Origin of the sequence: Kaistella yananensis, from assembly GCF_026107505.2 — a bacterium.
Lineage (GTDB): Bacteria > Bacteroidota > Bacteroidia > Flavobacteriales > Weeksellaceae > Kaistella > Kaistella yananensis.
On sequence record NZ_JAPCHZ010000002.1, the window covers coordinates 127,387 to 141,047 of the forward strand.

Below are 13,661 nucleotides of genomic sequence, written 5' to 3' on the forward strand. Positions count from 1 at the left end.
CTGTTTCCAAACCAGAAATTAGCCTCAGGTTTCGTCTGTAACACTTAACAATTTACTACAATGACCAACCAGGATTTATTGAAAATAGCCGCTGAATATGGCACACCTACGTATGTCTATGATGCAGAATCCATTAAAATTCAATACGAAAAACTCACGTCTTCATTCCACAAGAGCACACGGTTTTTCTACGCTTGTAAAGCACTTTCGAACATCAATATTTTAAAATATGTGAAAAATCTTGGCGGAAGCCTGGATTGTGTTTCCATTAACGAGGTAAAACTGGGTTTAAAAGCTGGTTTCGAACCAAAGGAAATTCTTTTTACGCCGAACTGCGTTGATCTGGCTGAGATTGAGGAAGCCATGACGCTGAAAGTACACATCAACATCGATAATATTTCGATTTTGGAGCAGTTCGGAAACAAATATGGCGACGCTTACCCCATTTTCGTAAGAATTAATCCACACATTTTTGCCGGTGGAAATTATAAGATTTCTACAGGCCATATCGATTCTAAATTTGGTATTTCCATTCATCAACTCCGACATATTGAAAGGGTGATGAAAACCACCAATATCAATGTAGAAGGACTTCACATGCATACCGGAAGCGAAATAAAAGATCCTGATGTTTTTCTTCAGGGTCTGGAAATCATGTTCGAACTGGCAGAACATTTCCCTAATTTGAAATATCTGGACATGGGAAGCGGTTTCAAAGTTCCTTATCAGGAAGGCGATATGGAAACCGACGTGAAAGAACTCGGCAAAAAAGTAGAGAAAGCCGTTGCTGAATTCTCAAAAAACTCCGGAAAGAAATTCGAACTTTGGTTCGAACCAGGGAAATATCTCGTGAGTAAAAGCGGGCATCTTATCGTAAAAACGAATGTCATCAAACAGACTACTGCTACGGTTTTCGCAGGAATTAACTCCGGTTTCAACCACCTGATCCGTCCGATGTTTTACGATTCGTATCACATTATTGAAAACCTTTCGAACCCAAAAGGTGCTGAAAGAATTTACACTGTGGTCGGAAACATCTGCGAAACCGACACTTTCGCATGGGACAGAAAACTGAACGAAGTTCGCGAAGGCGACATTCTGGTTTTTAGAAATGCCGGAGCTTATGGCTTTGAAATGAGTTCCAACTTTAACTCACGGCTTAAACCAGCCGAAGTGTTGTTTATGGACGGAAAAGCACATCTCATCAGAAAGCGCGATGAATTTGAAGATTTACTGAAAAACCAGATCGAGGTACTGTAAAAAAACACTTGTAAAATCGGGTGTTTGCTTAAAAAAGAGGTAACTTTAATAAAATTTTAAAAAGATGAAAAATTTCTTAATACTTTTACTCTTTTCAGCCACATTGTTGCAGGCGCAATACCTTGTAGAAGACAATGACATCTCCGAAAACACTACAGAATCCGGAAAACTTGCGATTTCTTATGACCTTAATAATCCTCTTGAATTTTATCGTCTCAAATGCGAAAATGCGGTTTACGCCCAGTTTCCCGGCGGCGAAAATGCCTTCAAGCAGACACTTTTAAAAAATATGCGTGGTTATCTTGATACAGGATTTTATTCCGTGAACGGCACTTTCGAACTGATCATTAACATCAGTAAAAATGGGAATCTGCAGCGTCTGGAATTAAAACCTGAAGTGCCTAACAGCAACCTGCTTTACCGCGATATTGAACTCGCACTGAGGAAGATGAATCCGAAATTTACGCCCGCAACCTGCAACGGTTTGCCGGTTGATTCTAAGCTGAGACAAAAAATAAACTTCAGGACAGAAAGTTTCGATCTCTAAAAAAATAAAACTTTGCATTCGGTGCAAGGTTTTTTTTTATATTTATGAAAATATTATTGAATGAAATTATTCTATTTTCTTCTTAAACAAAAGCTACTCTGGCCTTTATTAGCATTTCCGTTCTTCCTGTCGGCTCAAACTGTTCACGAATTTCCTACGGCTCAATCTCCTTATATCGGTGGTTACGAGGCTTATTACAAAGACTTTCACGACATTGTTTTAGAAAAAAAACTACAGCCCTGTGCAGAAAAATCACAGTTCTACCAATTTTCGGTTTTAGTTAATATTGATGCATCGATCAATTTTATCAAAGACCAGCATCCCAATTACTTAGCCAATAACAAATGTGCCTCTGATCTTGCACGTGAAGTTGCGAAATACCAGACAAAATGGAATCCTGCAATTATAAATGGTACCCCACAGCCGGCTATTGCACGTTTTATGATTTTTCCGGACCATATCTTCGAGGAGAATAATACCCAATATTCTCCGGTGGTGACAACTCCCGTTTACAATAATGTCGGCGAAGATCACATGAACCACTTCTGGAAACAGCTGAAGTCAAATATGGACCTGAGAAGGTTTCGGTGGGAAGACCGTTTCACGATAGAAGCAGAGTTTATTATCACCAAAGAGGGTAAACTGGAAGATATTGTGTTGACCAAAAAAACCGGACTGGAAGAATTTGACCGTATGCTTTTTTACGCCTTTAAAAGCATGAAGAAAAAATGGAAACCCGCAACAGTTAACGGCATTCCCGTAGATTTTCGCTATAAATACCATTTAACCGCTACTACTGATCCTGAATATTAAGACTTTTAAAATGCGCTATTACTTTATTTTTATCTTATTTATACTTTACTCCAATTCTTTTGCACAAGACATATACGAGCAATATCCTGCCGGACAAACCGATTATATTGGTGGGAACGTTCAGTTTTACAAAGATTTTCATCAGGTCCTGAAAGATAAAAAACTCCAGCCTTGCGAAAACAAAAATGAAGCTTTCAGTTTCCGGATTGTAGTGTATCCCGACAAAAAAATAAAGTATGTTAAAAGTGAAGACGCTGAAAGTTTAGAGAAAAATAAATGTGCTTTTGAGCTTACTAAAGAGGTCGCTAAATACTTAACAGGTTGGAATCCTGCTGTAGTAGATGGTAATAAAGTAGCTGCTCTTACAAGTTTCTGGATTATTCCCCATGAACTTTTTCAGGAATTACCGCAAGGTTACGATCCTATAAACGATATGGAAATGGCTACTTATGAAGGCGGGATTAATAATTTCCGAAAGAAGGTTTTTCAAAGCATCGATCTTTCCCGGTTTACCTTCACAGGCACTTTCAGGCTTGAAGTAACTTTTATAGTAGAGACCGACGGAAAAATGAGCGATGTGCAACTCGCTCAATCAACTGGCCTTAAAGCTTTTGACGATATGGTCATTAAAAGTATATCGCAGATCCGCAACAAATGGACGCCTGGAAACATCCACGGAATTCCAGTGAGATATCGCTTCAGATTACCGTTAGCATTTAAAATGGATTAAATTTTTCTGCCATTCTGTCACTAAAATTCTTATCTTTGCACCCTTAACAAATTTGAATTTAAGTTTGAAGACTCAAATCTTAAATTCGTATTCAAATCATTAATTGTGCAGGAAAAATATATAGACGAAACCAAACAGGGTGAAGCATTTGCTATTGCAGAGAAGCCACAGAATTCCAAAAAACTTTTTCTGGAAAGTTACGGATGCCAGATGAATTTCTCTGATTCTGAGATCGTTGCCTCCATTCTCAGTGAACAGGGATACAACACGACACTAAATCAGGATGAAGCAGATTTAATTTTATTAAACACATGCTCTATCCGTGAAAAAGCTGAGCAAACAGTGAGAATGCGTCTGTCTCAGTTCAAAAATTTAAAGAAAGCAAAACCCAATCTCACAGTTGGCGTATTGGGCTGCATGGCCGAAAGACTGAAAACAAAGTTTCTGGAAGAAGAACAGTTGGTTGACTTGGTGGTAGGACCTGATGCGTACAGAGATCTACCAAATCTTTTAAAAGAGACCGATGGCGGCCGCGATGCCATCAATGTAATCCTCTCGAAAGAAGAAACATATGCCGACATCAACCCAGTCCGTTTAGGCGGGAACGGTGTTACCGCTTTTGTAACCATTACGCGGGGTTGCGATAATATGTGTACGTTCTGCGTGGTTCCGTTTACCCGCGGGCGCGAAAGAAGCCGCGATCCTCATTCGATCATCAACGAATGTAAAGAGTTGTGGAATAACGGATATAAAGAAATTACGCTTCTCGGCCAGAATGTGGATTCCTATCTTTGGTACGGAGGCGGACCGAAAAAAGATTTCAAAAACGCATCGGAAATGCAGAAACTTACTGCCGTAAACTTCGCACAGCTTCTTGATATGGTTGCGGTTGCTGTTCCTGAAATGAGAATCCGATTTTCTACGTCCAATCCGCATGAAATGACGGAAGAGGTTTTCAGAGTGATAGCGAAACACCATAATATCTGCAAATATGTTCACCTTCCGGTACAAAGCGGAAGCGACAGGATTTTAGAGAAAATGAACCGCCAACACACCCGCCAGGAATATTTGGATTTAATTAAGAAAGGAAAAGAAATCGTTCCCGATATCTCTTTTTCTCAGGATATGATTATCGGATTTTGTGGCGAAACTGAAGAAGATCATCAACTTACCCTCTCTCTTATGCGGGAAGTGGAGTACGATTATGGCTACATGTTCGCTTATTCCGAAAGACCGGGAACGCCAGCCCATAAAAAAATGGAGGACGATGTACCTGCTGATGTAAAACAAAGACGATTGGCAGAAGTAATCGCGCTTCAGGGGGAACTTTCTAGAAAAAGAATGCAGGGTTATGTCGGAAGAATTCACGAAGTACTGATTGAGGGCACTTCAAGAAAAAACGAGAACCAGTGGAAAGGCCGAAACTCGCAGAACGCAGTTTGTGTTTTCGATAAAATCGAAGGCCAGAAGTTAGGCGACATTGTGTCTGTTTTTGTTCACGGAAACACCCAGGGAACGCTTTTGGGGACTACGGCAGCAGAGATTACAGTATAAGATTATTGACGTAAATCTCTTTAGCCGTTTTGAAAACTTTGAAATTAAAAAAATGACAGATTTACAATCCATAAAAACACGTTTCGGAATTATCGGAAATTATCCGGCTCTTAACCGGGCTCTTGAAAAAGCAATACAGGTCGCACCAACCGACATTTCCGTTTTAGTGATGGGGGAATCCGGTGTGGGGAAAGAATTTATTCCAAAGATTATCCATAGCGAATCCAGACGGAAGCACCAGCCTTATATTGTGGTCAACTGTGGCGCAATCCCTGAAGGAACAATTGATTCTGAACTTTTCGGGCATGAAAAAGGTGCGTTTACCGGCGCAACTTCTACCAGAAAAGGATATTTTGAGGTTGCGGATGGCGGAACAATTTTCCTTGATGAGGTGGGTGAATTACCGCTCCAAACCCAGGTTCGTTTACTTCGTGTGCTGGAAAGCGGCGAATTTATGAAAGTCGGTTCTTCACAAATCCAGAAAACCGATGTAAGAATTGTGGCTGCCACTAATGTAAACATGCTGAATGCCATCAATGACGGCAGATTCCGCGAAGATTTGTATTACCGACTAAATACGGTGCAAATCGACATGCCGCCTCTAAGAGAAAGAAAAGGAGATATTCATTTATTATACAGGAAATTTGCAATCGATTTTGCTGAAAAATACCGCATGCCAGAACTTGTTCTGACCGAAGATGCAGTGAATTACCTCGAAAAATATCCTTTCCCCGGAAATGTTCGGCAGTTGCGGAATTTGGTAGAGCAGATGACGGTGGTTGAGCAGAACAGAACGGTAAATGCCGTGAAACTTGCTGAATATATCCCCGCATCACCAAATCTTCCGGCAGTAGTACAGAAAAGCGGCGGCGGAATATCGAATTCAGAATTTAATTCTGAAAGAGAAATCATGTACAAAATACTTTTCGATATGCGGAATGATTTGAATGATTTAAAATCGCTAACTTCGGAACTCATAAAGAACCGTGGAAACAGCGATTTCAGCAGTCAGGAAAAAAATCTCATCAACCGGGTTTTTACGCCGGAAACGCAGGTTCAGAATTCCGGATCGCTGCTTTATTTTGAAAACCATAATGCAAATCAGTTTCAGAACCCCACAATTATTTCAGACGGAAATGATAATTACAATGATGTTGAAGACATTGAGATCGAGGAAACAAAACCAGATTCTCTCTCGCTTCAAAATAATGAGCGTGAACTGATTGTCAAGGCTTTAGAGAAACACAAGGGCAGAAGAAACAAGGCTGCTGACGAATTGGGGATTTCTCAGAGAACACTTTACAGAAAAATCAAACAATATAATTTAGAAGATTAATGCATACCATCAGAATTCATATGAAATTAAGACGATCTTTAAGTTTTTGTTTGTTCTCTTTTTTCTTTTTTCTTCAGAGCTGCTACAGTTTTACCGGTTCATCTCTGAGCCCTGAAACTAAAACAATTCAGATAAAAGATTTTCCGAATAATGCGGCGCTGATGAACCCAAATCTGGCTCAGCAGTTTTCTACCGATATACAGAACCGCTTTTTACAGAGAACCACTTTAAAGGGCGCCGCAGAAAATCCTGATATTTTAATTGAGGGTGAAATCACCGATTATTCGATTACTCCCACTACAATTTCTTCTGCGGTAAACGCTCCGGGCGGAAACATTCAGGCAGCACAAAACAAGTTAACAATCACTGTAAAAGTACATTACGAGAACAAAATAGAGCCAGACAAAAGTTTCGACAGAACATACTCTGACGAAGCAGTTTTCAGCAGCGACCTTGATATCAACGCAATTGAAGCTTCACAGGTAAAAGTAGTGAACGAGAGAATCATCAATAAAATTTTTAACGATATTGTAGCCAACTGGTAATGAACGCAAGAATTTTAGAATTAATAAAAAATCCCGAACTATTTCAGTCTCAAGATTTGGAAATCCTGAATTCTGAAATAAAAAAACACCCTTATATACAGAGTATAAGAGCGTTGCACCTGTTCGGCATCCACAAATTCGACCCGGAAGTATACCAACATACACTTTCGACTACCGCTGCTTATACCACCGATAAAAAAATACTTTATCAGTTTATTAACAGAAATTCAGCAGAAACAACAAAAAGTGAATTAAAAACTGATTATCAATACATTAACAAGGAAGAAAAACATAAAGAAGTCTTCGGTAAAATTAAATCTGAACCCACCGAACTTCCCAAACCTGTATATATAAACGGTGAGTTGAACAGAATTTTATTTGAAGAGGAAGATAATTTTCTGAATGAAAAAAGTGAAGTCATTGATCTTGAATCTACATTGGAATCAGGGCAAATCGTTACCCAAAATAAAGTAATTGAAACTGTTGAAGTAGAAACACCTCCTGAAGAAACGGAAATTATTGATGAAATTCAATCAGAAACACAGGAAGATCCAATTTCCGAAACCGTTGATAATAATGAACAAATTGCGGTTGATGTTTCTGATGCAGAAGTTAATTTTCAGGAAACTGATGAGTTCTTACCGTCAACTCAACCAAGTATTTCTGGAGAAACCGAAATCCAACAAACAGAGAATGTATCAGTAGAAACAGTTATTGAAGAAGAAGAAAAAATTTCTGAGAAAACCGATACGGTAGAAAATCCGGCTGAAATCAGTTTTCACGGTACGGAAGAATTTTTTGCTGATATCAAAATCGCACCTAAATACTCAGAACCAATATCTTACAAAGCTCCTGAACCTCAACCAAACAAACATGAGATCGAGATGCAGCGCCTTATTGCTGAAGTGGAAGCAAAAATGAAAGCGGGCAAAAAAGTAAAAGCAGAGGAAAAGGAGGAAGAAATTTCAAACACTGACGTTAACTTCTCTGAAACTCAGAATTTCAATATTGCCCAGCCTGAACCATCTGTTTCAGAAACCAAAAACACAGAAATTCTGGAAGAAAAAATTGAAATCCAGGCAGAGGAAAAAGCGCATAATACCATTGAAAACACGAGTTCATCACAAGAAAGAGGATGGAAACCAATGTCTTTTTCAGGCAACACTCCTGACGCGTTAATTGGTAATACGGAAAATAAACCAGAGCAAAAACCAGTTCCTGAACAGCCAAACACCACAAATGACCAACCAAACACGTCATCTGAAAAAACTGAAATTCCAGAAGAAAGACCTGTCTTCAATGTTTCATTTTTCTCTCAGAATTTAGCGCCGATTGAATCTGAAACTGAAAAAGAAGTTGCAGAAGAAAAAACAACACCGGAAGAAAGCAACGTTCCAACTTTCATCAACACTTGGCAAAACTGGCTAAAAATCGACAGAAGCAAAATCGAGTCAGCCAAAAAACCGATATCAAAAGCAGAAATAAAAAATACAGTCATTGAAAATTTCATCGTAAAAGAACCGAAAATTTCAAAACTTAAAGAAGAATCTGATTTTGTCGTGAAGGAAAAAAGCGATAATATTTCGCACCTGATGACCGAAACGCTTGCTAAACTTTACGTTGAACAGAAACTGTATTCCAAGGCCATCAAAGCGTACCAGATCTTATCGGAAAAACATCCGGAAAAAGAAGCACATTTCGCCGAACAGATCAATTACGTTAAAGATTTAAGACAAAACAAATAACCTAAACCTCATGAAAATGGATGCGACACTTATTATCGGACTTATATTGTTGGGATTATTAGCCGGCTATTTAAGCGGTTTGGTGGGCATTGGCGGAGGCATTGTGATGGTTCCGGTTTTGGTCTTACTCTTCGGATTTACGCAACATAAAGCGCAGGGAACCACTTTGGCACTTCTAATTCTTCCTGTCGGCATTCTGGGCGTGATGAACTATTACAAAACAGGAAATGTCGATATTAAAACAACACTTCTACTCTGTGCAGGTTTTGTTTTGGGAAGTTATCTGGGAAGTAAAACCGCGATTACACTTTCACAAGAAATGCTTCGTAAAGTTTTTGCAATTCTCATGCTGGTCGTCGCTGTGAAGATGTTTTTCCAGAAGTAAAAAAATCCGCTACTCTAGGTTTTTACGGTCAACCGCATCTACATTAATGACTTTTGCGTTTCGGTCTGAATTAAAATTCCGGAATTTCTGCCAAAGTTTTTTTCCTAAAACAAGAACGGTAATTATCAGTGCAACAGCAGCGATAAATGCAATTACAGGTGCTGCTAATGCCAGAAACGACATAATTCCTGCACCGGCTGTTTCGGTAGTTGCCACAACTGAATTCCCCAAGCCACCAGTTGTGGCGGTAGATGCAGCTCGCGTTCCCGCAAATCCCGAACTTATTGCTGCTGCAGTTCCGCCGCCTGCAATTAAAGCTAAAGCCCATTGCGGAAAAGTTCCGATATCGGCGAACTGGCTGGCAAACATTACAGAACCGGCGATTGTAGCCAAAGGCACTGAAATCGTATCTAAAAGGTGATCGATAAAAGGAATGTAATAGGCAAGAATTTCAGCAATCATTGCAATTCCTGTGGTAATAAGTGTAGGCAAACCGGCTAGCCACTCAAAACTTTCGTTCATAGGAATCCAGCCTAAGTAAGAAGCCAGACTCACCGCAAACATGGGCATAAAAACCCTGAAACCTGTAGCTGCGGCAAGCCCGATGCCGATGAACGCGCTGATGATATAAGGAAGAAAAGGAATTTGATCTGACATTATTTGTTGAATTTAGATTTAACAAACCAAATTTACAAAATAATGTATTCCGAGCTGGAATTTTATTTTTTTGATTTACAAAGTGTTATGAAATTTTCTTCCAGAGATTGAAAACTGACTGGTTTTTCATTTGAAACCCAGAAAATCATCGAAATTGAGTTTTTCCCAAAAGCGTCGGTAAAAGTTTCTTTGTTCAGTCGGTAAGTTTCGCGAAGCAATCTTTTGATTCGGTTCCGGTCAACGGCTTTCTTAAAATACCTTTTTGAAACAGAGACGCCAAATTTTTGGTTTGAAACAAGAAAACCTTCCTGAGGTTTTTTCTCGAGATCAATAGAAATGATCCGCAAATTTCCACAGGTCTGCCATTTTCCTTTTGCGAAAAGAAGATCGATTTCCCTTTTATGTTTAAGTTTTTCCTCTTTAGGAAATTTGAAATCAGTCATCTGTTTTCTTGAGAAGGTGGTTAATAACTTCGGCTGCGGCATACAACCCAAAAATTGCGGGCATAAAGCTGCTTGTTCCGTAAAAAGACCTTTTAAAATTTGCGCCGTCGGTCATTTTCAAACTTTCTTCATTCTGAATTTCGTTGGAAAAAACACAGCGGATCCCTTTGTTTATCTGTTCTTTTTTCAGGCGTTTGCGAACATTTTTAGCCAAAAAACAATTATAAGTTTTGCTGATATCGCGAACCATAACCTTCGAAGGATCCATTTTTCCGCCGGCTCCCATACAGCTAACAATCTTTATTTTTTTTCGTTTCGCGGTGATGATAAGTGCAAGTTTTGGCGTCACACTGTCGATACAGTCGAGAATATAGTCGAATTTTTCACTGCCAATCACCTCCTCCATTCTTTCTGGATTCAGGAATTCGTTAATTTTAGTCAGCTGAAGTTCAGGGTTAATATCGAGAAGTCTTTCTGAAACCACCTCAACTTTAGATTTCCCAACAGTTGAATGAAGCGCGGGCAGCTGACGATTAATATTCGTAATATCTACAGTGTCACCGTCAACTATGGTCATTTTACCGATTCCCGAACGTGCCAGAAATTCAGCAGCAAAAGAACCTACCCCTCCCAAACCTACCACGAGGAGATTGGCGTTCTGAAGTTTTTCAATTCCCTGTTCTTTGATAAGAAGCTCTGTTCGCTCCAGCCATTTTTTCTGCATTTTTATATCGGAATTTGTAAATTTTTGAGATTTTCTTTGATTTTCTGTGTTAAATCTTCTAAACTGATCTTTTTGAGGTCTGCAACTTTTTGATAGAGCTCCTTGATTTCAAAATTTGAAGAATCGGTTTCCAGAAATAATTTTTCGGTCGGAAAGTCTTTTAAAAATTCCTGCAAATTTACATTATACAAAACTGATTTTCCAAAACTTAAACAGAAACCGTTTTTCAGGAGATCGTCACCAATCGTTTTCCTTTTATTGAAACCGTGGACAATCATGGGAACTTTAGCCATTTTTCGGAACTGAAGAAGTTGCGAAAATCTTTTCACACAGTGAATAATTAAAGGTTTCTGAAGCGAATTGGCGATCTCGATCTGGGCTAAAAAAGCTTTTTGCTGAAGTTTTTCTTCAACATCAATTAAGCCATCAAGTCCGCACTCGCCGATTGCTACACAGTTTTTATGGGCAGAAATCTTCAGCAACCAATTTAACTTTTCTTCAAAATCATCAGCAACAGCATCAGGATGAATGCCCGCAGAAAAGTAATTTTCTGGCGGAATTTCATTGAATTTCAAATTATAAATCCCCAAATTTTTACCTGCATCGTGGTGATGGAAATCGAAAAAACCCATCCTCAAAATTATTAAAAAAAAGGCCTTAAAACATTAAACATTCGTTTGAAATTTCTTTATAATTTCTTAACTTTACGTAAAATAACAAAAATGAAGAAGAAATTTACCGAAAAGCAGATTCATATTTTGGATGTTGCCGAAAAATTAATCGCCAAAAAAGGATTTGAAGGAACCTCGATCCGCGATATTTCTTCTCACGCGAATATTAACGTAGCCATGATTTCTTACTATTTTGGATCGAAGGAGAAAATGATGTCGTATCTCTACCGATACCGCGTGATGAAAACCAGAGAGAGTTTTGCCGAATTTGCGGAAGTTATTAAAGACGGTAAACCCGAAATGCAGATGAAGGAACTGGTGAAATATGTAGTTAACCAGCTTTTTAAATTCAATTATTTCCATGGTTTTGTGACCCAGGAACTTCGCCATACCGAGCATCTTAAAGATGATTTACTCGAATTTTACACCACTTTTACGTCGAAACTTGATGATGTTATAAAAAAAGGAGTGGCTTCGGGTGTATTTCACCACGCACCAAAACCTGAAGATATTCTGACCTTGATTTTGGGCTCATCGCTTTTCGTCATCAGAAACAAAAATTTCTACGAATTATATGTCGCAGGAAAAGAAGAAAATTATCTGCGTGATGCTGAACAGAAAGTCCTGGCTAATCTTTTGGTGACTGTTTTTTCCGTTTTGGGTTATAACGCGTACTGATTTCACCGCAATTTTCTAGTAAAACATCAAATGCTGATAAATTATTAGTTAAATTATCATAAAAAAAAATCTATTGATAAAAAAATTATATTTTTGCAGACTGAACCGCAGAAGATGAAAATCCATCATTTTCGCTTTAATAGATTTATGAAAAAATATTTGATAGTACTGCTTGCTTTTTTTGCTTTATCGGCCTGTAACAAACAGCAGGAAATGGCGATGAAAAGCGCAGACAAAGATTATATCCTGAAAGTTGCCAACGAGAACTTCGAAAAGAAAAAATGGACCGACGCGCTTGCGCTTTACGAAAGACTTTCGAACCTTGTTGCCGGTACCGACGATGCGCCAAATGTTGTTTACAACTCAGCCTACGCCAACTATTACGATAAAAATTACAAACTCGCAGGCCACCAGTTCAAAAATTTCTCGGTGACTTTCCCGCAGGATCCACGCGCTGAAGACGCGGCTTACATGTCGGCACTTTGTTATTACGAAGGATCAATGGATTATAATCTTGATCAGACGAGTACTGAACTGGCAATTAATGAACTCCAGAACTTCCTGAACAATTATCCGAATACAGAGAAATCTAAAAACATTAACGAACTCATCGATGAGTTGAGTTATAAACTGGAATTCAAGGCTTACGAAAACGCCAGACAGTATTATAAAATGGCAGATTATAAAGCAGCGAATGTCGCTTTTGAAAATGTTCTGAATGATTTCCCAAGTACCAAACTGGCTCCGAAAATCTACGAATACATTTTAAAATCGAAATACGAACTTGCTGTAAATTCAGTTTATGATCTTAAAAAAGACCGTATTGAAAATGCTTTGGCCTTCACAAAACAGGTAGAACGCGATATGCCGAACACCGAAAATGCGAAAACCGCAGTTGATCTAAGAGCTAAACTTCAGAAAGAAAAAGAGAGCTTCCTGGAATTGGAGAAGAAAGTAGAACTTAGAAAAAAGGAACTTCAGGATAAACAGAAAGAGGAAGAAGCCAGACTGAACCTGGAAAAAGACCAGAGAGAAGCCGAGAAGAAAGCCAGACAGATCAAAAGAGACAGCGCGGCGCTTAATACCCCTGCTCCTGCAGCAACTTTCAATATTCAAAAATAAGCTGTATATTTGCAGACTCTAAATAAAATAATTCACTGAAAATGAGCGTTAAAGATTCTAAAGCCGAATTAAGTACTATAACTTACGACAAAGATAAAATTGAAGAAAAAGTGGGTTCTATCTACGAAGCCATTGTAATTATGGGGAAAAGAGCAGAGCAGATTAATGCTGAAATCCGCTCAGAACTTCATAATAAATTAGATGAATTCGCTGTTCATAATTCTACTCTGGAAGAAGTATTCGAAAACAGAGAACAGATCGAAATCTCAAAACACTACGAAAAACTTCCGAAACCTACTTCTATCGCAATCCAGGAATGGCTTGATGATGAAATTTATTTCAGACATACGGACGATAGAAACTAATCGCAGCGTTTTACAGACAATATAAAAAATCGCACTAGCACTATTGCTTCTGCGATTTTCTTTTTTTGCAAAACTTATACTGAATC

16 protein-coding genes are annotated in these 13,661 nt (G+C 38.7%); 12 read left to right on the forward strand and 4 right to left on the reverse strand.

The window, feature by feature from the left end; genetic code table 11:
• The first annotated feature begins 60 nt into the window (after positions 1-60).
• From lysA to OK344_RS04860, 9 genes are all read left to right on the forward strand, one after another.
• A complete protein-coding gene (gene lysA / locus OK344_RS04820; RefSeq protein WP_265143713.1) occupies positions 61-1,260 on the forward strand; it encodes a diaminopimelate decarboxylase in 1,200 nt (399 codons plus the stop codon).
• 64 nt (positions 1,261-1,324) lie between these two features.
• Positions 1,325-1,807 carry a hypothetical protein gene (locus tag OK344_RS04825; protein ID WP_265143714.1) on the forward strand — a complete coding sequence of 161 codons (483 nt, stop codon included), beginning with the start codon at positions 1,325-1,327 and terminating at the stop codon, positions 1,805-1,807.
• Between the two features lie 60 nt (positions 1,808-1,867).
• Entirely contained in the window at positions 1,868-2,620 is a 753-nt protein-coding gene (locus tag OK344_RS04830) for an energy transducer TonB (protein WP_265143715.1), read from the forward strand.
• 10 nt (positions 2,621-2,630) lie between these two features.
• Positions 2,631-3,350: an energy transducer TonB gene (locus OK344_RS04835; protein WP_265143716.1), complete on the forward strand. Its 720-nt coding sequence runs from the start codon at positions 2,631-2,633 to the stop codon at positions 3,348-3,350.
• A gap of 105 nt (positions 3,351-3,455) precedes the next feature.
• Complete coding sequence (miaB, locus tag OK344_RS04840; protein WP_265143717.1) at positions 3,456-4,904, forward strand: tRNA (N6-isopentenyl adenosine(37)-C2)-methylthiotransferase MiaB; 1,449 nt, start codon at positions 3,456-3,458, stop codon at positions 4,902-4,904.
• 52 nt (positions 4,905-4,956) lie between these two features.
• Entirely contained in the window at positions 4,957-6,240 is a 1,284-nt protein-coding gene (locus tag OK344_RS04845; RefSeq protein ID WP_265143718.1) for a sigma-54 interaction domain-containing protein, read from the forward strand.
• 20 nt (positions 6,241-6,260) lie between these two features.
• The gene (locus OK344_RS04850) at positions 6,261-6,785 is read left to right on the forward strand and encodes an LptE family protein (RefSeq protein WP_088468692.1); all 525 of its coding nucleotides are present in this window, start codon (positions 6,261-6,263) and stop codon (positions 6,783-6,785) included.
• Positions 6,785-8,530: a DUF8458 domain-containing protein gene (locus tag OK344_RS04855; protein ID WP_265143720.1), complete on the forward strand. Its 1,746-nt coding sequence runs from the start codon at positions 6,785-6,787 to the stop codon at positions 8,528-8,530. The genes OK344_RS04850 and OK344_RS04855 overlap by 1 nt, the downstream gene beginning before the upstream one ends.
• 16 nt (positions 8,531-8,546) lie before the next feature.
• Positions 8,547-8,915: a sulfite exporter TauE/SafE family protein gene (locus tag OK344_RS04860; RefSeq protein ID WP_228399596.1), complete on the forward strand. Its 369-nt coding sequence runs from the start codon at positions 8,547-8,549 to the stop codon at positions 8,913-8,915.
• 9 nt (positions 8,916-8,924) lie between these two features.
• Here OK344_RS04860 and OK344_RS04865 read toward each other — a convergent pair whose 3' ends face one another.
• The 4 genes from OK344_RS04865 to OK344_RS04880 form a co-directional block, all read right to left on the reverse strand.
• Positions 8,925-9,572, reverse strand: a complete 648-nt coding sequence (locus OK344_RS04865) for a DUF4126 domain-containing protein (protein ID WP_265143721.1) — start codon at positions 9,570-9,572, stop codon at positions 8,925-8,927.
• A 62-nt stretch (positions 9,573-9,634) separates the two neighbouring features.
• Positions 9,635-10,015: a ribonuclease P protein component gene (gene rnpA, locus OK344_RS04870; protein WP_265143722.1), complete on the reverse strand. Its 381-nt coding sequence runs from the start codon at positions 10,013-10,015 to the stop codon at positions 9,635-9,637.
• Complete coding sequence (locus tag OK344_RS04875) at positions 10,008-10,739, reverse strand: tRNA threonylcarbamoyladenosine dehydratase (protein WP_265143723.1); 732 nt, start codon at positions 10,737-10,739, stop codon at positions 10,008-10,010. Before OK344_RS04875 ends, rnpA begins: the two co-directional genes overlap by 8 nt.
• Positions 10,740-10,741: 2 nt before the next feature.
• On the reverse strand, positions 10,742-11,371 hold the full coding sequence (locus OK344_RS04880; protein ID WP_265143724.1) for a TatD family hydrolase: 630 nt from the start codon (positions 11,369-11,371) through the stop codon (positions 10,742-10,744).
• A 90-nt stretch (positions 11,372-11,461) separates the two neighbouring features.
• On the opposite strand from OK344_RS04880, the gene OK344_RS04885 reads away from it, so the two are divergent.
• From OK344_RS04885 to OK344_RS04895, 3 genes are all read left to right on the forward strand, one after another.
• The gene (locus OK344_RS04885) at positions 11,462-12,088 is read left to right on the forward strand and encodes a TetR/AcrR family transcriptional regulator (protein WP_265143725.1); all 627 of its coding nucleotides are present in this window, start codon (positions 11,462-11,464) and stop codon (positions 12,086-12,088) included.
• Positions 12,089-12,235: 147 nt separating this feature from the next.
• A complete protein-coding gene (locus OK344_RS04890) occupies positions 12,236-13,210 on the forward strand; it encodes an outer membrane protein assembly factor BamD (protein WP_265143726.1) in 975 nt (324 codons plus the stop codon).
• Positions 13,211-13,251: 41 nt separating this feature from the next.
• Positions 13,252-13,575 (forward strand): DNA-directed RNA polymerase subunit omega, encoded by a 324-nt coding sequence (locus OK344_RS04895; RefSeq protein ID WP_265143727.1) that lies wholly within the window; start codon positions 13,252-13,254, stop codon positions 13,573-13,575.
• Positions 13,576-13,661: the final 86 nt, after the last annotated feature.